We start from the raw sequence: 22,444 nt of genomic DNA, 5'->3' as shown, positions 1-22,444 counted from the left end.
GAGACTACGCGCGCCGCGCCCTCGACGGGGTCACACTGATCGGGCAAGCTCTCGGGAAAGTTCCCCGTGCACGAGGAGGTGTACGCGCTGTCGACCGACTTCGGCGCCTACGTCGAGCGCTTTCCCCTTCCGGAGACCGGAATCCCCTTCGCCGTCAAGGACTTCCTGGACGTGGCCGGCCAGACGACGCGCAACGGCACCCCCGGTCTGGGGCACCACGCCGCGACCGAGGACGCCGAGCCGGTCGCCCGGCTGCGCGCCGCCGGATACGTCCCGGTCGCCCGGACCACGGTGCCGGAACTCGCGTGGTCGGTCCGCACGCCCGGCTGCCGCAACCCGTGGGCCCCGGACCGGGACGCGGGCGGGTCCAGCGGCGGCTCGGCGGTCGCGGTCGCCGCCGGGGACGTGCCCGCCGCGCTGGGCACCGACACCGGCGGCTCGATCCGCATCCCGGCCGCGCTCTGCGGGGTCGCCGGGCTGCGGCCGACGCACGGCACCGTACCCATGCGCGGAGTCACCGCACTGGTGCCGTCCATGGACACCGTCGGCCCGATCGCGTGCACCGCGGCGGACTGCCTGCGGGTCCACCGGATCCTGGCCGGTACCGCCGAGCCCGCGCCGGACACCGTCGAGGGGCTGCGCCTGGGGTGGCCGGAGCACCTGTGGGGCACCAAGATCGACCCCGAGGTGCTGCGGGTCGTCGAGTCGGCCGCGGACACGCTGCGTGCGGCGGGCGCGGTGCTCGTGCCGGTCGAGCTGCCGCTGGGCCACCGGCACGCGCGCACGGCCGGGTTCACCACGATGCTCTACGAGTCCGCCCAGCTGTGGTGGCGGGCGTACCAGGACGACCCGTCCGGGCTGCGCGGGCGCGCGATCGGGCAGCTCAAGGCGGGCACCGAGGTGAGCCGGGACGACTACGACGCCGCCCGCGCCCGCGCCGCCGAGATCGCCGCCGAGGTGGATGCCGCGTTCACCGAGGTGGACGCCCTGCTGATGCCGACCCTGCCGGTCACCGCCGCCCCGGCCGACACCGACGTGGTCGAACTCGGCGGGCGAGGAGAGTCACTCGAGAACGCCTACTACCGGCTGACCGCACTAGCCTCCGTGAGCGGGCATCCCGCGCTGACGGTCCCCGCGGGGCTGACCGCTGCCGGTCTCCCGGTCGGCGCCCAGCTCGTCGGACCGCGGCGGCAGGAGGCCCTGCTCTGCCTGCTCGGCGGAGCGATCGAAGCCGGTCCACCCGCCCGTGCCCTGGCCCGGGCCCGCACAGGAAGAACGTGCTCATGACGAAGCCCGACCCCCGTGACCTGCTCGGCATCCGCGATCTGCTGAACGAGGAGGAGCGCGAGATCGCGGACACGGTGCGGACCTTCGTCCGCAAGGAGGTCGCCGACCACGCCGGCCAGTGGTTCGAGGACGCGACGTTCCCGAAGCACCTGGTGGGGCAGCTCGGCGAGATGGGCCTGCTCGGCATGCACCTGACCGGCTACGGCTGCGCGGGCACCAGCGCCACCGCCTACGGCCTGGCGTGCCTGGAGCTGGAGGCCGGTGACAGCGGGCTGCGCAGTTTCGTGTCCGTGCAGGGTTCGCTGGCGATGTTCCCGATCTGGAAGTACGGCTCGGACGAGCAGAAGGACCGCTGGCTGCCGTCGATGGCGCGCGGCGAGGCGATCGGCTGCTTCGGCCTGACCGAGCCCGACCGCGGGTCCGATCCGGGCGACATGCGCACGTTCGCCAAGCGCGACGGCGGGGACTGGATCCTCAACGGCTCCAAGATGTGGATCACCAACGGCACCCTCGCCGACGTCGCGGTGGTGTGGGCGCGCACGGACGAGGGTGTGCGTGGATTCGTCGTGCCGACGGACACGCCGGGGTTCACCGCGCGGGAGATCAAGCACAAGCTGTCGCTGCGGATGTCGGCGACGGCGGAGCTGTCGTTCGACGACCTGCGCCTGCCCGGCGACGCGGTCCTGCCCGGCGTGACCGGGCTGAAGGGCCCGCTGTCGTGCCTGTCCGAGGCGCGGTTCGGCATCCTGTTCGGCGCCCTCGGCGCGGCCCGGACCTGCTACGAGAGCGCGCTCGACTACGCGGCGACGCGGGAGCAGTTCGGCCGCCCGATCGGTGGTTTCCAGCTGACGCAGCAGAAGCTCGTCGGGATGGCGCTGGAGCTGAACAAGGCCATGCTGCTCGCGGTGCACCTGGGCCGCCGCAAGGACGCCGGTGAGCTGCCGCCCGAGCTGGTCAGCTTCGGCAAGCTGAACAACGTGCGCACCGCGATCGACATCGCCCGCACGGCGCGCACGATCCTGGCGGCGAACGGGATCAGCCTGGAGTACCCGGTGCTGCGGCACGCCAACAACCTGGAGAGCGTGCTGACCTACGAGGGCACCGAGGAGATCCACACGCTGGTGCTGGGGCAGCTGCTGACCGGGCAGAGCGCCTACCGCTGAGCGGCCGGGTGGTGAGCGGAGACCGCTCACCACCCGCACGGACGGGCGGCGGGCAGTTCGGCGGCCACCCGCGCGGGTGACAAACGGCCTGCCCCACCCGAATGGCGGCGGTAGCACGCTCCGGCAGGGGTTAAGAAAGAAGTCATGCGCCGCAGCATGCTCGTCCTCCTGGTCGCCGCCTGCACGTTGCTCGCCTCGACGCTCACGGCCTCCGCCGCGCCCCGGTACCGGCACTACGTCGCCCTCGGCGACTCCTACACGGCCGGCCCGCTGATCCCGCTGCAGCGCCTCGACCCGGTCGGCTGCTTCCGCTCCACCGGCAACTACCCGTCGCTGCTGGCGATCGCGCTGCGGGTCGGCTCGTTCACCGACGTCTCCTGCAGCGGCGCGGACACCCGCGACATGGCCGCCCCGCAGGACGTGCTGCTCGGCCCGAACCCGCCGCAGCTGGACGCCCTCCGCCCAGACACCGACCTGGTCACGCTCGGCATCGGGGGCAACGACTACAGCGTGTTCGGCACGATCATCGGCACCTGCCCGGGCCTGCGGGCTTCGGATCCCACCGGCAACCCGTGCGAGCGTCACTTCACCGTCAACGGCGTCGACACGATCAAGGCCCGGCTGCCGCAGACGCAGGCCAACGTGACCGCGGTGCTCGGCGAGATCCACGACCGCGCCCCGAACGCGGAGGTGCTGGTGATCGGCTACCCGCGCATCGCGCCGCCGACCGGCACCTGCCCGGACGTCCTGCCCTTCGCCGACGGCGACTACCCGTGGCTCAACAGCGTGGAGGAGGAACTCAACGCGGCGCTGGCGAAGGCGGTCGCCGACGACGGTGACGCGTCCTATGTGGACACCTTCACCCCGTCGCTGGGCCACGACGCGTGCGCCCCGCCCGGGCAGGCGTGGATCAACGGCAAGGATCTCAAGCCGTGGGCCGCGAACTACCACCCGTTCTTCGTCGGGATGCAGGGCGTCGCCGCGGTGACGTACGCGCACCTACGCGATTGAGCGCGCGGCGGGCGGAAGCTGCCACGTCATCGACACCGTGGTGCCCTCGCCGGTCGCCGTGACCTCGACGTGCCCGGCCAGCCCGCGGATCAGCCGCAGGCCGCGGCCGTCGGACATCGAGCGCCCCGGCGGCGGCATCTTCCAGCGGCCGCGGTCGATGACGGTGACCGCGATCAGGTCGTGGTCCCGGCTCGCGTGCAGCTCGACCGGCCCGTCCGTGCCCTCCGGGTAGGCGTGGGTCACCGAGTTCGTCAGCGCCTCGTAGCCGGCGAGACCGATCGCGTGCGCGAGGTGGCCGGGGAGGTCGAGGTCCTGGGCCCACCGCACGAGCTCGCAGCGCAGCGCCGTGATGTCACGCGGTGAGGCGGGCCAGCGGCAGTGCAGGCTGGTCTCGGTGCACCCCGACGGCCTGGGCGTCGTGTCCATCGGCTTCCCCACTCCGAGCACCTTCAGGTTTCCCCATCGTCACACTTCCGTGGGAACCGCTGAAGGGTCCTTGGGCCTTTCCGGGAGGATCGCCCCGATCTGCCGTTTCAGGATCTTCCCGGTCGGCCCCTTGGGCAGTTCCGGCACCAGCCACACCTGCCGCGGGTACTTGTAGGCGGCGACCCGTTCCTTGACGTAGTCACGCAGCTCGTCGGCCGTCGCGGTGGCCCCGGCCTTGAGCGCGACGGCCGCCGCGACCTCCTCACCGTGGGTGGGATGCGGCACGCCGATCACGGCGGCCTCCGCCACGGCCGGGTGTTCGTAGAGGACCTCTTCGAGTTCCCGCGGATACACGTTGTAGCCCCCGCGGATGATGAGGTCCTTCTTCCGGTCGACGATGAAGTAGTAGCCGTCCTCGTCCTGCCGGGCCAGGTCGCCGGTGCGCAGCCAGCCGTCCGGGATCGCCTCGGCCGTCGCCTCCGGCAGGTTCCAGTAGCCCCGCATCACGTTCGGGCCCTGCACCGCGATCTCCCCGATCTCGCCGGGCGCGACCTCCGCCCCGTCGGCGTCGAGCAGCCGCACCCGCACGCCGTCGATGGGCGTGCCGATCGACCCGGCCTTGCGCGGCCGGTCCGGGTGGTTGAAGGTGACCACCGGCGAGGTCTCGGACAGCCCGTAGCCCTCCAGGATCGCGCACCCGAAGGCCTTCTCGAACCCGTGCAGGACCTCGACCGGCAGCGCGGCGCCGCCGGACACGCACACCCGCAACGCGCTCGCGTCGATCTCGGCGGCGCGGGGATGCTGCAGCAGCGCGCCGTACATGGTCGGCACGCCTTCGAAGACGGTGACGCCGAACCGCTCGATCGCGTCGAGCACGGCGGCCGGCTCGAACCGCGGCACCAGGACCAGGCACGAGCCGCGGTAGACCGCCGCGTTGAGCGCGCAGGCCTGGCCGAACGTGTGGAACAGCGGCAGGCAGCCCATGACGACGTCGGACGGCCGCAGGTCGAACAGGCTGCCCGCCACGGTCGTGATGTTGCTGCGCAGGTTGGCGTGCGTGAGCACGGCGCCCTTGGGCCGGCCGGTGGTGCCCGAGGTGTAGAGGATGACCGCCGGGTCGTTGTCCTCGCGCGGCGCGATCTCCGGCTGCGGCTGCGCGGTCAGCCCGGTCAGGAACGCCGCCGGGTCGACGACCGTGCAGGGCACCCCGGCCGCGGCCGCGGCCTTGCCGGCCTCCTCGGCGACCCCGGCGAACACGAACAGCCGCACGGCGCCCGAGTCGGTGAGGTAGTGCTCCACCTCGCGGACCTTGAGCAGCGGGTTCATCGGCACAACCACCCCGCCGGCCCGCAGGATGCCGTAGTAGAGCGGGGCGAAGGGCAGGATGTTCGGCAGCATCACGCACACGCGCTCACCGGACTGGAGTCCCTCGGCCCGCAGCTGGGCGGCGACCTTGGCGGCGGCCTCGTCGAGACCGGCGTAGGTGAGCACCGCGTCGCCGAGACGCTGGGCGGGCGCGTCGGGCTGCCGCCGCGCGGTGTTGGCCAGGATGTGCGCGAGATTCGTCATCGAATGTCCTCCGCTAGCTCGTTCCGACCATCGTGCGTGCCGCCACCCGCCCGGCCCATGTCCGCGCGGACAACCGATGCCCGGTGCTCGTTGTCGTGGGGAACAATGGCGGACGTGTCGCGCACCGCCCCCGGGCTGCCGGCCGTGGCGGCGACCCTGCTGGCCCGGCTGGACTCCCTCGCCGCCCAGATGACCGCCCGGATCCGGGACGAGATCGACTTCTACGTGGTCAGCGACGACGTGCCGGACAGCTCGCTGGCCGCGTCCGTGCAGGACAACCTGCGGCTGATCCTGCGCGCCCTGATCGCGGGCGAGCCGCCGGACCTGGCCGCCGCGCACGCCACCGGACGGGAGCGGGCCCGGCAGGCCGCGCCGCTGCCCGAGGTGCTGGCCGCCTTCCGGGTCGGGTTCGGCGCGCTGTGGGCCGCGATCGCCGCCGAGGCCCGCGCGTCCCGGGCCATCGACGACGCCGCCCTGGTGGACATGGTCGCCGAGGTGTGGCAGCTGGCCGGGGACGTCGCCGACGCGATGACCGCGGCCTACCGGGACGCCGTCGCCGAGATGATGCTGCGCGACGAGCACCGCCGGTCGGTGCTGGTCGAGGCGCTGCTGTCCGGGGAGATCGCCGACCAGCGGTCGCTGTGGGAGACCGCGCACGCGCTGCGGCTGCCGGTCGAGGGGCGGTTCCTGGTCGTGGCGGCGGCGACGCCCGAGCCGGGCCGGGAAGCGTTGCCGGAGATCGCCTCCCGGCTGGACGCCTCCGACATCCGGTCGGCCTGGCGGCTGCAGCCGAATCAGCAGATCGGGGTGCTGTCGCTGCCGCCATCGGCCACTGTGGACGGTGTGCTCGCGGTGCTGCGGCGGACGAACGCGCGCGCGGGCGTCAGCCCGCTGTACTCCGCGCTGCGGGAGACACCGCAGGCGCTGCAGTTCGCGCGGCTGGCGCTGCGCGGGCTCGGTGAAGGTGAGGTCGCGCAGTTCGCCGACACCCCGCTCGCGGTGCTGATGGCGGCGGCGCCCGCCGAGGCCGGGCAGGTCGCCGCCCGGGTGCTCGGCCCGGTGCTGGCGCTCGGCGACGGCGCGACGCTGGTGGACACGCTGGAGTGCTGGTTCGGCGCGGGCGGATCGGCGGGCGAGGCGGCGCGGCGGCTGTTCTGCCACCCCAACACCGTGCGGTACCGGCTGCGGCGGATCGAGGAGCTGACCGGGCGGAAGCTGGCGGACCCGGCGGCGGTCGCGGAGCTGTCCGCAGCCCTCCAAGCCTTACGCATGCTTCCCTAAACTTCCCTATCTGGTACATTGAAGGTATGTACAAGGTGATTGAGAGCCCGATCGCGTCCGAGGCTGACGCGATCGACGTGATGGGGCAGCTCTACGGGCAGGACGTCGAGTGGCTCGTCCTGCCGGTGGAGCGGCTGGACCCGGGGTTCTTCGACCTGAGCACGGGCATCGCGGGCGCGGTCACCCAGAAGTTCCTGAACTACGGGTTCCGGCTGGCGATCGTCGGCGACATCGAGCGGTTCACCGCGGCGAGCGAGGCGCTGGCTGCCTACGTGCGGGAGTCGAACCGGGGCCGGCAGGTGTGGTTCGCGCCGGACCTGGACGCGCTGGAGGCCCGGCTCCGGCCGGCCGCCTGAGGAACCGGTTCCGCCGCACCCGCGTCTCAGCCCCGGTTTCGATGATCGACTGGGAGTGACGACGTGGTGCACAAGGTGACGGGGGTTCTGGCGGCGGCCTGCGCGGTCGTGGTGCTCGCCGGATGTGGTTCCGATGGCGGGCACCCGGCCGCGCCGCCACCGTCGACCAGCGCCGCGCCGGCCGCGCCGCGGGAACCGGTTCCCGCGGCGTTCGACAGCGCCCGGGGCTGGTCGATCAGCGAGGACCAGGACGTCGAGCTCGCCCGCCCCACGGGTGCGCCGCGGGCCGGGCTGCTGCTCGTGCTCGCGAGCGGCCCGGACGGGGTGCACGTGGTCGCGCACGACGCCGTCACCGGGGCGATCCGGTGGAGGAGCGCGCCAGTGCCGGAACTCGACAGCGGCCGTCTCGGCTCGACGGTGTTCGTGACCACCGACGGCGACCGGGAGTACGCGGTACTGGCCACCACCGGCGCGGGCGAGGACAACGGCGTGGACAAACCCGCGCGGAGCACGCGCCTCTACGTGTACGGCACCGACTCGTCCGGTTCGGTCACGCCCGAACGGGAGATCAGCCTGCCCGTCGCGGTCGGCGACTACTGGGCCCAGGCCGATGGCCGGGTCTTCCTGGAGAACGGCGACGGCGTCACGGTGGTGCGCGTCGCGGACGGCAGCATGACGAGCTACCCGGCGGACGGCGCCGAGCTGCGGCCGCCGAAGGACTGCCCGCACGCCATCGGCTCGTGCGCGGACGGGATGACCGTCGTCGGCATGACCGCGAACGGCCCGCTGGTGCAGGGCTTCCAGGCGTTCTGGGTTCCGGGCGGGTGGATCAGCGACGACGTGGTGCCCTCCGGTGCGAGTCCGAACGAGGGCTTCCGCAACGTCGAGATCGTCGCGTCCCCGGACGGCGAGGCGATCCTCGCCGGCTGGCCGACCGAGGATCCCACCGAGTGGCTGTGGGCGCTGCACGACGCCGCCACCGGGCACGTCCGCGGCTCGGTGCGGTGTGACCTCCGCGGCGCGCACGGCCCGTCCGGTCTCACCCCGCTGGTGTCGGACCGGTTCGTGCTCGCCGGGTTCGCGGCGTTCGACCTGCGGACCGGGCAGGGCCAGTGCTTCGCCGAAACCGCCGGCCGGCGGGCGATCGAGCTGACCGCGGTCGGCGAGGATGGCACCGCCTACGGCACGGCGGGCAGCGACGACACGCCGGTGAGCGTCTCACTGCTGACCGGCCAGGCGACGCCGCTGCCCGGCGGCACCGAGATCCCCGACGGCATCGCGGCCGGAGCGGCGTACCTGGGCACCGCCACCAACGGTGGCGAGAGCATCCTCGTCTACCCGCCCGCTTAGGGTGAGCACCATGACACGCGGCGACCTGCGTCCCCCCAGCCTGAACTCCGACGAGCGGACGACACTGGTGGCCTTCCTCGATTACCTGCGGGAATCGATCATCGCGAAGGCCACCGGGGTGCCGGACGAGGCCGCGCGCGCCGCGGGCGTCCCGTCCGGCACGAGCCTGCTGCGGCTGGTGAAGCACCTGACCGCGGTCGAGCACAACTGGTTCGTGTGGGCCTACGCGGGCGAAGAGGTCGAGCTGTGGGACGACGACGCCGTCCCCACGGCGGCCGACACGACGGATTCGCTGGTCGCCGAGTACCGCGCGATGGTGGAACGCGGCAACGCGATCGTCGCCGGGTGCGCGGACCTGGACCGGCCGGGCGCGCGTTCGCTGCGAGAGACCGAGCCGCCGTCGATGCGCTGGCTGCTCGTGCACATGATCGAGGAGACCGCCCGGCACGCCGGCCACGCCGACATCCTGCGCGAACAGATCGACGGCTCCACCGGCCGCTGACCGCGCGGGGCGGCGGCTCCGTCCCGTACGCCGGACGTGCCCGGCAACGAATGGCGGCTGGCGACGGCGCCCGCGCCGGACCCGGCCGAAGCGGCCTACTTCCACCCTGCGCCTGTGGTACCCGCACAAACGCCTCGGCACCGAGCCGGTCGAAATCGAGGCCGGACACTGCCCGCACGTCTCGCGACCGCGGCTCGTCGCCGGCATCCTCGGCGCCATCGCCTGATCCCGCGAGTGCCGCCCGCGGGGGTCCCCGCGGACGGCACCGCACGACTCACGCGGTGGGCAGCGAAGCCAGCCGCGCGGTCAGGCGCTCGATGTCGGCGGCCGCGGCGTCCCGGCGCACCTTGATCTTCTCGACCACCTCGGCCGGCGCCTTGTCTAGGAACGCCTGGTTGCCGAGCTTGCCCTCGGTCTGCTTCAGCTCCTTCTGCGCCGCGGCCAGGTCCTTCTCCAGCCGCTTGCGCTCGGCCGCCACGTCGACCGCGCCGCTCAGGTCCAGCTCGACGTGCACGTTCCCGCCGGACAGGCTCACCTCGACCGACGCCGACGCCGTGAACCCGTCCTCCGGGGCGGTCAGCCGCGCCAGCGCCCGCACCGCCTCCTCGTGCCCGGACACGTCGCCGAAGCCCTCGCCGTCGACCCGCGCCGCGACGCGCTGACCGGGCTTGAGGCCCTGGTCGGAGCGGAACCGGCGGATCTCGGTGATCAGCTTCTGCACGTCGGCGATCCGGGCGTCGGCCGCCGCGTCGGCGTAGGAGGTGTCCGGCTTCGGCCAGGGCGCGATCACGATGGACTCGCCGCCGGTCAGCGCCTGCCACAGCTTCTCGGTGATGAACGGGATCACCGGGTGCAGCAACCGCAGCACCGTGTCGAACACGTGCCCCAGCACCGCGCGGGTGCCCTCCGCCCGGTCACCCGCGATCTGGACCTTCGCCAGCTCCAGGTACCAGTCGCACAGCTCGTCCCAGGTGAAGTGGTAGAGCCGGTCGATGGCCTTGGCGAACTGGAAGTCCTCCAGCAGGTCGTCCACTTCGGACACCGTGGTGGCGAGGCGGCCGAGGATCCAGCGGTCGGCCTCGGTCAGCTCGGCGGCCGGCGGCAGCGGCGTCGCCACCGTCGCGCCGTTCATCAGCGCGAACTTGGTGGCGTTCCACAGCTTCGTGCAGAAGTTGCGCGAGCCGGCGGCCCACTCCTCGGCGACCGCCATGTCCGCGCCCGGGTTCGCGCCGCGGGCGAGGGTGAAGCGCGTGGCGTCGGCACCGTAGCTGTCCATCCAGTCGAGCGGGTCGATGCCGTTGCCGCGGGACTTGGACATCTTCTTGCCGAACTGGTCCCGGATCAGCCCGTGCAGGTAGACGTGGTCGAACGGCTGGACGTCGTCGCCGGCGTAGAGGCCGAACATCATCATCCGGGCGACCCAGAAGAAGAGGATGTCGTAGCCGGTGGACAGGACGCTGGTCGGGTAGAACTTCGCCAGGTCCGGCGTCTTCTCCGGCCAGCCGAGCGTGGACAGCGGCCACAGGCCCGAGGAGAACCAGGTGTCCAGGACGTCCGGGTCCTGCTTCCAGCCCTCGCCCGTGGGCGGCTGCTCGTCCGGGCCGACACACACGGTCTCGCCGTTCGGGCCGTACCAGACCGGGATGCGGTGGCCCCACCACAACTGGCGCGAGATCGTCCAGTCGTGCATGTTGTCGACCCAGTCGAAGTAGCGCTTCGCCAGCTCCGGCGGGTGGATCTTGGTGCGCCCGTCGCGGACCGCGTCACCGGCCGCGCGGGCCAGCGGCTCGACCTTGACCCACCACTGCAGCGACAGCCGCGGCTCGACGACCGTGTCGCACCGCGAGCAGTGCCCGACGGCGTGCACGTACGGCCGCTTCTCCGCGACGATCCGGCCCTGCTCGCGCAGCGCCGCGACGACCGCCGGGCGCGCCTCGAACCGGTCGAGGCCCTGGAACGGGCCCGGCACGGTGATCGTGGCGCGCTCGTCCATGATCGTCGGCATCGGCAGGTCGTGGCGGCGGCCGATCTCGAAGTCGTTCGGGTCGTGCGCCGGGGTGACCTTGACGGCGCCGGTGCCGAACTCGGGGTCGACGTGCTCGTCGGCGATGACCGGGATGCGGCGGCCGGTCAGCGGCAGCTCCACCTCGGTGCCGACCAGGTGCCGGTACCGCTCGTCGTCGGGGTGGACGGCGACCGCGGTGTCGCCCAGCATCGTCTCGGCGCGCGTGGTGGCCACGACGATCGAGTTCTCGCCGTCGCCGTAGCGGATGGAGACGAGCTCGCCCTCGTCCTCGGAGTGGTCGACCTCGATGTCCGACAGCGCCGTCATGCAGCGCGGGCACCAGTTGATGATGCGCTCGGCGCGGTAGATCAGGCCGTCGTCGTAGAGGCGCTTGAACACGGTCTGGACGGCGCGGGACAGGCCCTCGTCCATGGTGAAGCGCTCGCGGGACCAGTCGACGCCGTCGCCGAGGCGGCGCATCTGGCCGAGGATCTTGCCGCCGTACTCGGCCTTCCACTCCCAGACGCGCTCGACGAACTTCACGCGGCCCAGGTCGTGGCGCGACTTGCCCTGCTTGGCCAGCTCGCGCTCCACCGCGTTCTGGGTGGCGATACCGGCGTGGTCCGTGCCCGGCAGCCAGAGGACCTCGTAGCCCTGCATGCGGCGGCGGCGCGTCATCACGTCCATCAGGGTGTGGTTGAGCGCGTGCCCCATGTGCAGGCTGCCGTTGACGTTCGGCGGCGGCAGCACGATGGTGAACGGAGGCTTGTCCGACCCGGCGTCGGCCGTGAAGTAGCCCGCGTCTACCCACCGCTGGTAGAGGGCGGCTTCTTCGTCGGCCGGGTTCCACGCGGCCGGGAGGGCGGGCTGCTGGTCAGGGGCGTTCTCCGTCACAACCGGTAAGTGTACGAACCTGGTAATCAGCGCCGCATCCGCATTGCCTCCCGGGGCCGGTAACGATCTCCGGGCACCAGCGATGGGTCCGAAGTGGACGGCTACGAGCACACCCTGGACAACGCGCGGCCGGTGCCGTGGCGAATGACGGCGGCCCTGGTGACGGCGGCCACACTGGCCCTCGCCGGCGTGGCGGCGCTGCTGGTGGTGCCCGCGAGCAGACCCGCGGCCGTCCTGTCGGCGGTGCGGGCGGCGGGCCTGCCGGTCGCGCTGCCGGTCGCCGTGCCGGTCGACCTCGCCGCACCGTTCGCCGCCACTCCCGCGGCCGCCTGGCCGGATGGCATCGACGGGCTGCGCCTGCCCGCGGCGACCCCGGTCGGCGACTTCTCCGCCGCCGAGGTCGCCGCGGCGGCGGAGCAGGTCCGGCAGCTGACGGCGGCGCTCAACGTGGACCGCGAGGTGATCGAGCAGCGCCGCTTCGACCGCTTCCTGGGCCTGCTGTCCCCCAGCGCGCGCGAGATCGCCGAGCCGTCCGTGCTCGCGCGCACGGAGAACTTTCCGCCCTACCTCGCGGTGGTCGCCGACGGTTACCGGCTGCTGCCGGCGGGCCCCAAGACGGACGGGACCATGTCGGTGGGCCCGGGCACGAGCCGGGCCGAGCTGTCCGTGCGGGTGGACCTGCGCGTCGCGTACGCGTTCGACCCGGCGGGCGCGAAGGTGTTCGACCCGGCCGAACTGGTCGTGCTCCGCACCTTCCAGCTCGACTTCGTGGTGCGCAGGTCGCCGCCGTTCAAGGCCACCACCGCCGGGATCCACGTCGTCGGCGGCCAGGCCTTCCTGGAGGGCGCCGCCTGCCGGTACGCCCGCGTGAACCTGATCGCACCGTTGTTTGCGGATCGGTCTCAGGATGCTTGCACCACGTAACGATCTTCGCCGCCCGTCGATCACCAGTCGAGATCGAACCGGAAGGGCGGGTCCGAAGTGGACGACTACGACATCGGGCAGCACCCGGATCTGCGGGATCCGGACTGGCAGCGGCACGCGGTCAAGGAGGCGTGGGTCGACCTGCGCAGGCAGCGCCGCCGGGCGCGGATGGGCAAGCGGCTCGCGTGGACCGGCGTGTCGCTCGTCGTCGTGGCCGGGGCCGTGTTCGGGTTCGTCCAGTGGGGCCGCTCGACGTCCGCCCACTACGACGGCAGCGCTCCCCCAGCGGCCGAGATGCGCCCGACCGCGCCCAGCGTGCTGCCGGACCTCGCCCGGGTGAACCTGGAGCGTCCCTTCGACGGCACGCCCGCCGAGACCTGGGGCGAGTCGGTCGACAGCCTGCTGACCCCGCCGCCCGGCCCGGTCGGCAAGTTCTCCGCCGGCGAGGTGCAGAACGCTGTCGCCCAGGTGAAGGAGGTCATCCGGGCGGGCAGGCTCGACCGCCGCACCATCGAAGGCCACGACGGATCGCTGCTGCTGAACCTGCTGGCCCCGAACGCCCGGCCGGAGTTCGCCAAGGCGATCACCGACCGCACCGAGGGCCTTCGCGAGGTGGTCAGCTTCGCCGAGGACGGCTACCGGCTGCTCCCGGCCGGCCCGCGGATCACGGGCACCATCACCGCGGCCCCCGGACGCGAGCCGAACACCCTGGCCCTGCACGCCGACTATTCGGTGGCCTACGCGTTCGACCCCGGCAGCCACGCACCGATCCTGGGCCCCGGTGACATCGACGTGTTCCTCCGCTACGAGGTGGATTTCGAACTGGTCCGGGGCACCACCTACCAGAAGAACGACCGCGGTTTGTGGGTGACGAGCACGCAGGGAGTCGTCTACTCGATGGCCTGCGAGCCGTCGAAGCGCGGTTACCTGGCACCGGCGTACAGCGAGCCGTATCCGGACGACCCGGAGGCCGTCGGCTTCGACGAGGCCGCGATGTACGACGTGACCAAGCCGATGCCCGAGTTCACCGGGGGTTGCGAGTAGTCAGTTCGACAGTCCAGGCTCAACAGCCTAGCCTGTCTATATGACGCGGGTACCGAACGACGCGGCGCGCCTCGCGGGAGCCGTGCGCGCCGTGGTCGGGCAGTTGCACCGCCGCCTCCGGCAGGTGGACAACGCGGGTGTCCTGACGCCCTCCCAGTCGGCGGTGCTCGCGCGCCTGCACCGGGACGGGCCGGCCACCCAGGCGCAGCTCGCGGCGGCCGAGCACGTCCGGCAGCAGTCCATGGCGGCCACGCTGGGCGCCCTGGACGAGCTGGGCTACCTCAGCCGCACCCGCGACCCGCACGACGGGCGCCGCGTGCTGGTCGCCCTGTCGGACCTGGGCGAGAAGACCGTGCGGGGCGTGCACCAGCACCGCGAGGAGTGGCTGGCCCGCGCCCTGACCGACGACCTCACCGCCGAGGAACGCCGCAAGCTCGACGAAGCGCTGCCCCTGCTCGCGAAGCTGGCGCAGCGATGAGGAAGTGGTGACGACGCCTCAGCGGACGACCCAGCCCACGCGAACCGCCTACCCGCCGCGCCTGGTCCTGCCCCTGGTGGCCAGCGCGGTGCTCAACCCGATCAACTCCACCCTGATCGCCGTGGCGCTGGTGCCCATCGGCCAGGCGTTCGGCGCCGGGCCGGGGCAGACCGCGTGGCTGATCACCTCGCTCTACCTGGCCACCGCCGTCGGGCAGCCGGTGGTGGGGCTGTTCGTCGACCGGTTCGGCGCGCGGCGCGTGTTGCTGGCCGGCGCGGTCACCGTGCTGCTCGCCGGTGTCGGCGGGCTGCTCGCGTTCTCGCTGGGCTGGCTGGTCGCGGTCCGGGTGGTGCTCGGGATCGGCACCTGCGCCGGCTTCCCGGCCGCGATGGCGGTGCTGCGCAAACGCGCGGACGCCACCGGCGGCGGCGTGCCGAGCCGCATCCTGTCGATCCTCGCGATGTCCGCGCAGACCGTCATGGTCATCGGCCCGACGCTGGGCGGCGCGTTGATCGGCCTGGCCGGCTGGCCGGCGATCTTCGCGGTCAACATCCCGCTCGCCGCGGTCGCGTTCGTGCTCGCGCTCGTCTGGGTGCCCAGGGACCCGCCGCGCACCGGCCCGCGGGAGCCGATCGACGCCGCGGGTATCGCCCTGTTCTCCGCGACCCTGCTCGCGGTGCTCCTCTACGTGATGGCGCCCGCGGTGTCCGACCTGTACCTGATCGGTGTCGCGCTGGTGCTGGGCGCCCTGTTCGTCCGGGTCGAGCTGCGCGCCCGCCGCCCGTTCGTCGACCTGCGGATGCTCGCCGGGAACGGCCCGCTGCTGCGCACCTACCTGCGGCAGTCGCTGGCGTTCCTCATCGTCTACTCGATCATGTTCGGCTACGTGCAGTGGCTGGAGTCGGCGCGCGGGCTCACCGAGTCGGCCGCGGGCGCGCTGCTGACCCCGATGTCGGTCGCCGCCGTGCTGGCGGCCGCCTTCGCGGGCAAGCCGACGCGACTCAAGGGCCGCCTGATCGTCAACTCGCTGGCCCTGCTCGCCGGGTCGGTGCTGCTGCTGTTCGTCGGCGACGGGACCTGGATCGGCGCGCTGGTCGTGCTCGCCGCGGTGTTCGGGCTCGGCCAGGGCCTGACGAGCGTGACCAACCAGACCGTCCTCTACGGCCAGGCCCCGCCCGAGGTGATCGGCACCGCGAGCGGGCTGTTCCGCACCGCGCAGTACCTGGGCGCGATCGCGGCGTCCACGTTGATCGCCCTGTGCTTCGGCGACGAGGCCACCTCGCGTGGCCTGCACGAACTGGCGACGGCGCTCATCGTGATCGGCGTCGTGCTGTTCGCCGTGACGCTGGCCGACCGGAAACTCCCGAAATCCGGTACTCGACCCGGGGCGGCCGCTAACGCAAGATAGGGGACGTGACACGCAACGCTCCTCGCGCCGACATCGACGAAGCCGCCCTCGAAGTGCACAAACCCAAGGAATGGGCGGCCGGCATCCCGGGAGTGGCGGTGTCACTCCTGCGCGGTGTCGAGCAGATGGGCACCGGCCGCACGGTGAAGACCCTGCGCCTGCTCAACCAGCGCGACGGCTTCGACTGCCCCGGCTGCGCCTGGCCGGAGCCCCGCGCCGAGGACGGTGAGCACCGCAAGTTCGCCGAGTTCTGCGAGAACGGCGCGAAGGCGGTCGCCGAGGAGGCCACGAAACGGCGCGTCGGCCGGGAGTTCTTCGCCCAGCACTCCGTCGAGGAGCTGCACGGCCGCACCGACTACTGGCTCGGCCAGCAGGGCAGGCTCACCGAGCCGATGGTGCTGCGCGAGGGCGGCACGCACTACGAGCCGATCAGCTGGGACGACGCCTTCCGCCTGATCGCCGGCCGGCTCAGGGAACTGGACAACCCGGACGAGGCGATCTTCTACACCTCGGGCCGCACCAGCAACGAGGCCGCGTTCCTGTACCAGCTGCTGGTGCGCTCGTTCGGCACGAACAACCTGCCGGACTGCAGCAACATGTGCCACGAGTCCTCCGGCGCGGCGCTGTCGGAGGCCTACGGCATCGGCAAGGGGTCGGTCAGCCTGGCCGACATCCACCACGCCGACCTGATCGTCGTCGTCGGCCAGAACCCGGGCACCAACCACCCGCGCATGCTGTCCGCGCTGGAGGAGGCGAAGGGCCGCGGCGCGAAGGTGATCGCGGTGAACCCGCTGCCCGAGGCCGGGCTGATGCGGTTCAAGAACCCGCAGAACCCGCGCGGGGTGGTCGGCAAGGGCACGCCGCTGTCCGACGAGTTCGCCCAGATCCGGCTCGGCGGCGACCTGGCGCTGTTCCAGGCGATCGGGCACCTGCTGCTGTCGTGGGAGGAGGAGGCGCCGGGCACGATCGTCGACCGCGCGTTCGTCGACTCCTCGACGCACGGCTTCGACGACTGGGCCAAGAACCTGCGGGAGATCGACTGGGCGGCGATCGACGAGGCCACCGGCCTGGACCGCGGCCAGATCGAGCGGATCGCGCGGATGATCGCCGCGTCCGAGCGCACCGTCTACTGCTGGGCGATGGGTGTCACGCAGCACCGGCACGCGGTCGCGACGATCCAGGAGATCAGCAACCTCGCGTTCGCGCGCGGCATGATCGGCAAGCCGGGCGCGGGCCTGTGCCCGGTGCGCGGGCACTCCAACGTGCAGGGCGACCGCACGATGGGTGTCTGGGAGAAGATGCCCGAGGCGTTCCTGAGCAAGCTGGAGGACGAGTTCGGCATCCCGGTGCCGCGCAAGCACGGGTTCGACACGGTGGACGCGATCCGCGCCATGCGTGACGGCCGGGGCAAGGTCTTCCTCGGCATGGGCGGCAACTTCGCCGCCGCCACGCCGGATTCGGAGCTGACCGAGCGGGCGCTGCGCTCGTGCGAGCTGACGGTGCACGTGTCGACCAAGCTCAACCGGTCGCACGTGGTGCCGGGCCGGACCGCGCTGATCCTGCCGACGCTGGGCCGCACCGAGCGGGACACGCAGGCCACGGGCGAGCAGTTCGTCACGGTCGAGGACTCGATGTCGTGCGTGCACGTCTCGCGCGGGCGGCTGAAGCCGGCGAGCGAGCACCTGCTGTCGGAGGTGGCGATCGTCTGCCGGCTGGCGCGCGAGCTGTTCGGCGACGACCACGCCGTGCCGTGGCGGGACTTCGAGGGCGACTACGACCTGATCCGCGACCGGATCGCGGCCGTCGTGCCCGGGTGCGAGGACTACAACGCGAAGGTGCGGCAGCCGGACGGGTTCGTCCTGCCGCACCCGCCGCGCGACTCGCGGTCGTTCCAGACGAGCACCGGCAAGGCGAACTTCACGACGAGCGAACTGGAGTTCCCGCGGGTGCCGGCGGGCCGGCTGCTGCTGCAGACGCTGCGCAGCCACGACCAGTACAACACCACGATCTACGGCCTGTCCGACCGCTACCGCGGCATCGAGGACGCGCGCCGGGTGGTGCTGGTGCACGCCGACGACCTGGCCGAACTGGGCTTCGCCGACGGGCAGCTGGTCGACCTGGTGTCGGAGTGGGAGGACGGCAGCGAGCGGCGGGCGGAGCACTTCCGGACCGTGGCCTACCCCACGGCCCGCGGCTGCGCGGCGGCCTACTTCCCGGAGGCGAACGCGCTGGTGCCGCTGGACTCGGTGGCGAAGAAGTCCAACACGCCGGTCTCGAAGGCGATCGTGCTCCGCCTGGAGCCCGCGTCCTGACGCGACGATCTTGTCCGATTTCCGCCAGCGTGGCCGGGGCGCCGACCAGTGACGTCCCCCGGATGGACAACAGAGCCGTGGTACAGGCCGCGTGGCGCGCGTTCGCCACACATGACGCGAAGCAGATCGCGGCGTTCTTCACCGAGGACGCCGAGTGGCTGGCACCGGCGGGCAACGCCACGGCCGTCGCGCTCGACGCGCCCAGCCACATGGTGGGCCGGGAGGCGATCACGCGTTTCCTGGCGCACGACTTTTCGCGGCTGTTCGTCAGCGACGTCTCGGTGGAGTTCCACGGCTTCTACGCAGATGGCGACCGGGTGGTCGTGGAAGAGACGATGAGCGCCACGCTGGCGAACGGCAACGCCTACCGCAACGACTACTGCTTCGTCTTCGAGTTGCGGGACGGGCTGATCCACCGGGTCCGCGAGTACCTGGACACCGCCCGCGGGCACCGCGCCGTCTTCGGCGCGGCCGTGCCGGCGGCGTCCTAGAGCACCTGGCTGCCGTACATCTCGCCGAGCGGGTCGGCGATCAGCTCGATGCGGGCGCCGTCCGGGTCGCGGAAGTAGACCGACACGTCGCTGTGCACCGCGTGCTCCACGTCGGCCTCGTCGAGCTTGGCGACCAGCCGCTGCCACCGCTGCGGGTCGACCGAGATGGCGATGTGGTGCAGCCCGCCGAGCACCTCGGCGCAGGGCCCGACGTCCAGGCCCGGGAAGTCGAAGAACGCCAGCAGGTTGCCGTTGCCGATGTCGAAGAAGAAGTGCGACGACCCGGGGTAGTCGCGGTTCTCGATCAGCTCGGTGAGCGGGAACTCCAGCAGGTCCTGGTAGAAGCGGACGGTCCGCTCGACGTCGCTGCTGATCAGCGCCGTGTGGTGCAGCCCGCGGGCGGACGAGGGCGGGCGCTGCCCGGCCGGCTTGAGGTGGGTGTCGCGGATGCGGTCGCGCTCCCGGCGGACCGCGTCGAGGTCGACGGAGGTCATGGCCTGCGTTCCTTTCTGGGGGCGGAGGTGGTGTGCCCGGCGTACCCGCCGGGCACCACCGCCATCCGCGTCAGGCGGCCTTGATCGCGGAGACCTCGAACTCGAGGGTGACCTTGTCGCTCACCAGGACGCCGCCGGTCTCCAGCGCGGCGTTCCAGGTGACGCCGAAGTCCTTGCGGTTGATGGTGGTCGAGCCCTCGAAGCCGATCCGGGTGTTGCCGAACGGGTCCTGGGCGGTGCCCTCGAACTCGAACGGGACCGTGACGGACTTGGTGATGCCCTTGATCGTCAGGTCACCGGTCACGTCGAAGCTCGCGTCGCCGGTCTGCCGGATCGCGGTGGACGCGAAGGTGATCTCCGGGTACTCATCCATCGACAGGAAGTCGTTGCTGCGCAGGTGGGCGTCGCGGTCGGCGTTGCGGGTGTCGATGCTGTTCGCCTTGATGGCGATCGTCACCGACGACTTGGCCGGGTCGTCACCGTCGATGTGGGCGGTGCCGGTGAACTCGTTGAACGCGCCGCGCACCTTGGTGACCATCGCGTGGCGGGCGACGAAGCCGATCCGCGTGTGGGTCGGGTCCAGGGTGTACTCGCCGGTCAGGTTCGCGTAGCTGGTCTGGGTGGTCATTGTGGGTTCCTCCCGTGAAGGTCCGGTTGATGTGTCATCGACACAGTGACACAACTTAGATGACGCGTCAACTATTCCCGCTATACTCGGTGGCATGACCCGATGGCTCGACGACGGTGAACAGCAGGCGTGGCGCGCGTACGTGAAGATGCAGAGTCACCTCAACGCCGCGCTGGGCCGCCGGATGCAGGCGGACTCCCGGCTGTCGCTGCCCGACTTCGAGGTGCTGGTGCAGCTCACGGACACACCCGAGGGCCGGGTGCGGGTGTTCGAGCTGGCCAGGGCGCTGGACTGGGAGAAGAGCAGGCTGTCGCACCACCTGCGGCGCATGCAGAAGCGCGGGCTGGTGGCGCGCGAGGAGTGCGCGGACGACGCGCGCGGCGCGTTCATCGTGCTGACGCGGGAGGGCCGGGAGGCGATCGAGCAGGCCGCGCCGCACCACGTGGACAGCGTGCGGGAGCTGGTGTTCGACGTGCTCACCCGGGACCAGGTGGAAGCCCTCCGGGCGATCTCGGAACGGATCCTGAAGGTGGTTCGCCCGGAGGACTGTCCCTAGGACCGCAGGTAGGAGGCGCCGTTGAGGTCGAGGATGGCGCCGGAGGCCCACTCGGCCTCCGCCGAGGCCAGGTAGACCACGGCCGCGGCGATCTCCTGCGGCTGGGCGACGCGGCCGAACGGCGACTGGGCCCGCAGCGCGTCGCCGCGCTCGCCGGTCAGCCAGCCCGCGACGCGCTCGGTCGCGATGAACCCGGGCGCGACCGTGGCGACCGCGATGCCGTGCGGCGCGAGGTGCACCGCCAGCGACTGCCCGAGCGAGTGCAGCGCGGCCTTGGTCGCGCCGTAGGCGGGGTGGTCCGGCTCACCGCGGAAGGCGCCGCGCGAGCCGACGTTGACCACCCGTCCGGCCGCGCCGCGGGCGATCATGTGCCGGGCGACGCAGAACGTGATGTCCGCCGCCCCGAGCAGGTTCACCTCCACCGACTGGCGCCAGACCTCGCGCCAGTGCTCGAAGGTGGTGTCCGCGAGCGGGTGCGCGGTCTCGGTGGTGGTCACCACGGCGGCGTTGTTGACCAGGACGTCGACCCCGCCGAGCGCGTCTTCGGCGGTGTCGGCGAGGTGCCGCGCCTCGCGGATGTCGCCCTGGACCAGCGCGTGCCCGTCGCCGGGCAGGGCGGTCAAGGTGGCTTCCGCGGCGGCCTGGTTGGAGTTGTAGTGCACCGCGACACGGTCTCCGCGCTCGGCGAAGGCCGTGGCGATCGCGCGGCCCAGGCCCGCCGACGCGCCGGTGACGAGAACGCCGCGGCTCACTTGGCGAACAGCTGGGACTCGTCGCGGAAGGCCTTGAACTCCAGCGCGTTGCCGGCCGGGTCGTGCAGGAACATGGTCCACTGCTCCCCCGGCTCGCCCGCGAAGCGCTGGTAGGGCTCGATGACGAACTGGGTGCCGGCGTCCTTGAGGCGGCCGGCCAGCTCGTGGAAGGCCTCGACCGTCAGGACCAGGCCGAAGTGCGGCACCGGGACGTCGTGGCCGTCGACCGGGTTGCGGCCGGCCTCGTTGCGCGCGCCCTCGACCACGTGGGTGACGACCTGGTGGCCGTGGAAGTTCCAGTCCACCCACTTGGTGTCGGAGCGGCCCTCGGGCAGGCCGAGCACCCCGCCGTAGAACTCCCGGGCGCGGCCGAGGTCGTCGACCGGGATCGCGAGGTGGAACGCGGGGCGGGTCATAGTGCCTCCTTCTCAGTCGGTGGCTCCAGCTTGACCCGAGGTATGTCGTAATGTCAACATTAGTACATGCAACCCGCCCGGCGGCGCGGTCTGGCCGAGGAGGCCGCCGACCGCATCCGCGACGAGATCCTGTCCGGCCGCTTCGCGCCCGGAAGCGCGCTGCGGGAGGTCGAGCTGGCCGCGTCGCTGCAGGTCAGCCGCGGGTCGGTGCGCGAGGGGCTGGCGATCCTGGAGCGCGAGGGGCTGGTGCGCAGCGAGTGGCACCGGGGCACGCGGATCATCGAGCTGAGCGAGACCGACATCACCGAGGTCTACGCGGTGCGCGCGGCCCTGGACCGGCTGGCGACGCTGACCGCGGCGGCGCGGGGACGGCCGGAGCAGTTCGACGAGCTGGACCGCCTGGTCGCGGCGATGGAACGGGAGGTGGACGGCGCGGCGGACGGCGGCCGGCTGGTGGCGCTGGACATCGAGTTCCACGACTGCGTGTACGCGATGGCGGGCAACGGAAGGCTGACCAGCGCGTGGGAGGCCGTGCGGTCGCAGGTGCACCTGTTCCAGGCCCACCGGGTGCGGCTGTCACACGAGCACTACCGGACCCGCGTGGTGGACGAACACCGCGAACTGGCGACGCTGCTGCGTGCCGGACGGACCGAGGGGCTGGGCGACCTGGCGGAGGAGCACGTGCAGTCAGCGTGCCGGGGGCTGATCGAGAGCCTGCGCGCCTGAGCCGCCGAGCGCCTCGACCAGGCTCGCGTAGCCGGCGCGTTCCTCGTCGCTCAACGCGGCGAAGCGCTCCGCCACCAGCTCGGCGAACCGCCGCCGGATTCGCTCCCGCAGTTCCTCCCCCGCGGCGGTCAGCACGATGCGGCTGATGCGCCGGTCCTTCTCGTCCGGCTCGCGCGCCAGCAGGCCGCGCTTGCCGAGTCGGTCGACCATCCCGGTCACGTTCGTCTTGTCGCAGCCCAGCAGCGCCGCCAGCTCGCCGAACGACGGGCGCCGCGACAGCGCGCACAGCACCTGCGTCTGCTGGCTCGTCAGGTCGAACTCCCGCGCGATGCCCGCGTACAGCACCGCCGCCTCGCGGTGCAGCGCGGCGA

The 22,444-nt window shown here is 72.2% G+C and carries 23 protein-coding genes; 15 read left to right on the top strand and 8 right to left on the bottom strand.

Annotated features, from left to right (window positions below):
• Positions 1-66 precede the first annotated feature (66 nt).
• The 3 genes from L1857_RS11470 to L1857_RS11460 all read left to right on the top strand — a co-directional run bounded on the left by L1857_RS11470 (position 67) and on the right by L1857_RS11460 (position 3,461).
• Positions 67-1,287 (top strand): amidase, encoded by a 1,221-nt coding sequence (locus tag L1857_RS11470; RefSeq protein WP_116112950.1) that lies wholly within the window; start codon positions 67-69, stop codon positions 1,285-1,287.
• Entirely contained in the window at positions 1,284-2,450 is a 1,167-nt protein-coding gene (locus L1857_RS11465; protein ID WP_094007743.1) for an acyl-CoA dehydrogenase family protein, read from the top strand. The genes L1857_RS11470 and L1857_RS11465 overlap by 4 nt, the downstream gene beginning before the upstream one ends.
• Positions 2,451-2,594: 144 nt before the next feature.
• Positions 2,595-3,461: an SGNH/GDSL hydrolase family protein gene (locus L1857_RS11460; RefSeq protein WP_116112955.1), complete on the top strand. Its 867-nt coding sequence runs from the start codon at positions 2,595-2,597 to the stop codon at positions 3,459-3,461.
• On the opposite strand, the gene L1857_RS11455 is transcribed toward L1857_RS11460, so the two are convergent.
• Together L1857_RS11455 and L1857_RS11450 are read right to left on the bottom strand one after the other, a co-directional pair.
• Positions 3,450-3,899 carry an ATP-binding protein gene (locus L1857_RS11455; protein ID WP_249465026.1) on the bottom strand — a complete coding sequence of 150 codons (450 nt, stop codon included), beginning with the start codon at positions 3,897-3,899 and terminating at the stop codon, positions 3,450-3,452. The genes L1857_RS11460 and L1857_RS11455 overlap by 12 nt on opposite strands.
• Before the next feature lie 27 nt (positions 3,900-3,926).
• Positions 3,927-5,456, bottom strand: a complete 1,530-nt coding sequence (locus L1857_RS11450; RefSeq protein ID WP_249465023.1) for a long-chain-fatty-acid--CoA ligase — start codon at positions 5,454-5,456, stop codon at positions 3,927-3,929.
• Between the two features lie 114 nt (positions 5,457-5,570).
• Between L1857_RS11450 and L1857_RS11445 the strand changes: the two genes are divergently transcribed.
• The 4 genes from L1857_RS11445 to L1857_RS11430 all read left to right on the top strand — a co-directional run bounded on the left by L1857_RS11445 (position 5,571) and on the right by L1857_RS11430 (position 8,945).
• Positions 5,571-6,737, top strand: coding sequence for a PucR family transcriptional regulator (locus L1857_RS11445; RefSeq protein WP_249465015.1), 1,167 nt, complete (start codon positions 5,571-5,573; stop codon positions 6,735-6,737).
• Between the two features lie 26 nt (positions 6,738-6,763).
• The gene (locus L1857_RS11440) at positions 6,764-7,093 is read left to right on the top strand and encodes a DUF4180 domain-containing protein (RefSeq protein WP_249465012.1); all 330 of its coding nucleotides are present in this window, start codon (positions 6,764-6,766) and stop codon (positions 7,091-7,093) included.
• 75 nt (positions 7,094-7,168) lie between these two features.
• A complete protein-coding gene (locus tag L1857_RS11435) occupies positions 7,169-8,443 on the top strand; it encodes a hypothetical protein (RefSeq protein WP_249465009.1) in 1,275 nt (424 codons plus the stop codon).
• A 10-nt stretch (positions 8,444-8,453) separates the two neighbouring features.
• Positions 8,454-8,945, top strand: a complete 492-nt coding sequence (locus L1857_RS11430; protein WP_240323343.1) for a DinB family protein — start codon at positions 8,454-8,456, stop codon at positions 8,943-8,945.
• Positions 8,946-9,219: 274 nt separating this feature from the next.
• Here the strand turns inward: L1857_RS11430 and L1857_RS11425 are convergent, their stop codons facing one another.
• On the bottom strand, positions 9,220-11,844 hold the full coding sequence (locus tag L1857_RS11425) for a valine--tRNA ligase (RefSeq protein WP_116112968.1): 2,625 nt from the start codon (positions 11,842-11,844) through the stop codon (positions 9,220-9,222).
• Positions 11,845-11,937: 93 nt separating this feature from the next.
• Here L1857_RS11425 and L1857_RS11420 point away from each other — a divergent pair, with 93 nt between their 5' ends.
• The 6 genes from L1857_RS11420 (at position 11,938) to L1857_RS11395 (ending at position 18,501) form a co-directional block, all read left to right on the top strand.
• Positions 11,938-12,768: a hypothetical protein gene (locus L1857_RS11420; protein ID WP_249465006.1), complete on the top strand. Its 831-nt coding sequence runs from the start codon at positions 11,938-11,940 to the stop codon at positions 12,766-12,768.
• A 57-nt stretch (positions 12,769-12,825) separates the two neighbouring features.
• The gene (locus L1857_RS11415) at positions 12,826-13,812 is read left to right on the top strand and encodes a hypothetical protein (RefSeq protein WP_116112973.1); all 987 of its coding nucleotides are present in this window, start codon (positions 12,826-12,828) and stop codon (positions 13,810-13,812) included.
• A 40-nt stretch (positions 13,813-13,852) separates the two neighbouring features.
• Positions 13,853-14,290: a MarR family winged helix-turn-helix transcriptional regulator gene (locus tag L1857_RS11410; RefSeq protein WP_094007751.1), complete on the top strand. Its 438-nt coding sequence runs from the start codon at positions 13,853-13,855 to the stop codon at positions 14,288-14,290.
• A 4-nt stretch (positions 14,291-14,294) separates the two neighbouring features.
• A complete protein-coding gene (locus L1857_RS11405) occupies positions 14,295-15,698 on the top strand; it encodes an MFS transporter (protein ID WP_429727753.1) in 1,404 nt (467 codons plus the stop codon).
• A gap of 5 nt (positions 15,699-15,703) precedes the next feature.
• On the top strand, positions 15,704-18,010 hold the full coding sequence (locus L1857_RS11400; RefSeq protein ID WP_116112978.1) for an FdhF/YdeP family oxidoreductase: 2,307 nt from the start codon (positions 15,704-15,706) through the stop codon (positions 18,008-18,010).
• Positions 18,011-18,072: 62 nt separating this feature from the next.
• Positions 18,073-18,501 carry a nuclear transport factor 2 family protein gene (locus L1857_RS11395; protein WP_116112981.1) on the top strand — a complete coding sequence of 143 codons (429 nt, stop codon included), beginning with the start codon at positions 18,073-18,075 and terminating at the stop codon, positions 18,499-18,501.
• Here the strand turns inward: L1857_RS11395 and L1857_RS11390 are convergent.
• Positions 18,498-18,995 carry a VOC family protein gene (locus L1857_RS11390; protein WP_116112983.1) on the bottom strand — a complete coding sequence of 166 codons (498 nt, stop codon included), beginning with the start codon at positions 18,993-18,995 and terminating at the stop codon, positions 18,498-18,500. The two genes, L1857_RS11395 and L1857_RS11390, sit on opposite strands and share 4 nt — an antisense overlap.
• A 70-nt stretch (positions 18,996-19,065) precedes the next feature.
• Positions 19,066-19,623 (bottom strand): YceI family protein, encoded by a 558-nt coding sequence (locus L1857_RS11385; protein ID WP_116112985.1) that lies wholly within the window; start codon positions 19,621-19,623, stop codon positions 19,066-19,068.
• 94 nt (positions 19,624-19,717) lie between these two features.
• Between L1857_RS11385 and L1857_RS11380 the strand changes: the two genes are divergently transcribed.
• Positions 19,718-20,179 (top strand): MarR family winged helix-turn-helix transcriptional regulator, encoded by a 462-nt coding sequence (locus L1857_RS11380; RefSeq protein ID WP_116112987.1) that lies wholly within the window; start codon positions 19,718-19,720, stop codon positions 20,177-20,179.
• Here the strand turns inward: L1857_RS11380 and L1857_RS11375 are convergent.
• Positions 20,176-20,931, bottom strand: coding sequence for an SDR family NAD(P)-dependent oxidoreductase (locus L1857_RS11375; protein ID WP_094007758.1), 756 nt, complete (start codon positions 20,929-20,931; stop codon positions 20,176-20,178). The two genes, L1857_RS11380 and L1857_RS11375, sit on opposite strands and share 4 nt — an antisense overlap.
• Positions 20,928-21,347 (bottom strand): VOC family protein, encoded by a 420-nt coding sequence (locus L1857_RS11370; RefSeq protein WP_116112993.1) that lies wholly within the window; start codon positions 21,345-21,347, stop codon positions 20,928-20,930. The genes L1857_RS11375 and L1857_RS11370 overlap by 4 nt, the downstream gene beginning before the upstream one ends.
• Before the next feature lie 66 nt (positions 21,348-21,413).
• Between L1857_RS11370 and L1857_RS11365 the strand changes: the two genes are divergently transcribed.
• Positions 21,414-22,073, top strand: coding sequence for a GntR family transcriptional regulator (locus L1857_RS11365; protein ID WP_249464998.1), 660 nt, complete (start codon positions 21,414-21,416; stop codon positions 22,071-22,073).
• Here L1857_RS11365 and L1857_RS11360 read toward each other — a convergent pair.
• On the bottom strand, positions 22,035-22,418 hold the full coding sequence (locus L1857_RS11360) for a MarR family winged helix-turn-helix transcriptional regulator (RefSeq protein ID WP_249464994.1): 384 nt from the start codon (positions 22,416-22,418) through the stop codon (positions 22,035-22,037). The genes L1857_RS11365 and L1857_RS11360 overlap by 39 nt on opposite strands.
• Positions 22,419-22,444 lie beyond the last annotated feature (26 nt).

Origin of the sequence: Amycolatopsis thermalba, assembly GCF_023376025.1 — a bacterium.
Classification (GTDB): domain Bacteria; phylum Actinomycetota; class Actinomycetes; order Mycobacteriales; family Pseudonocardiaceae; genus Amycolatopsis_E; species Amycolatopsis_E thermalba.
This window is presented reverse-complemented; position numbering and strand designations above follow the sequence as displayed.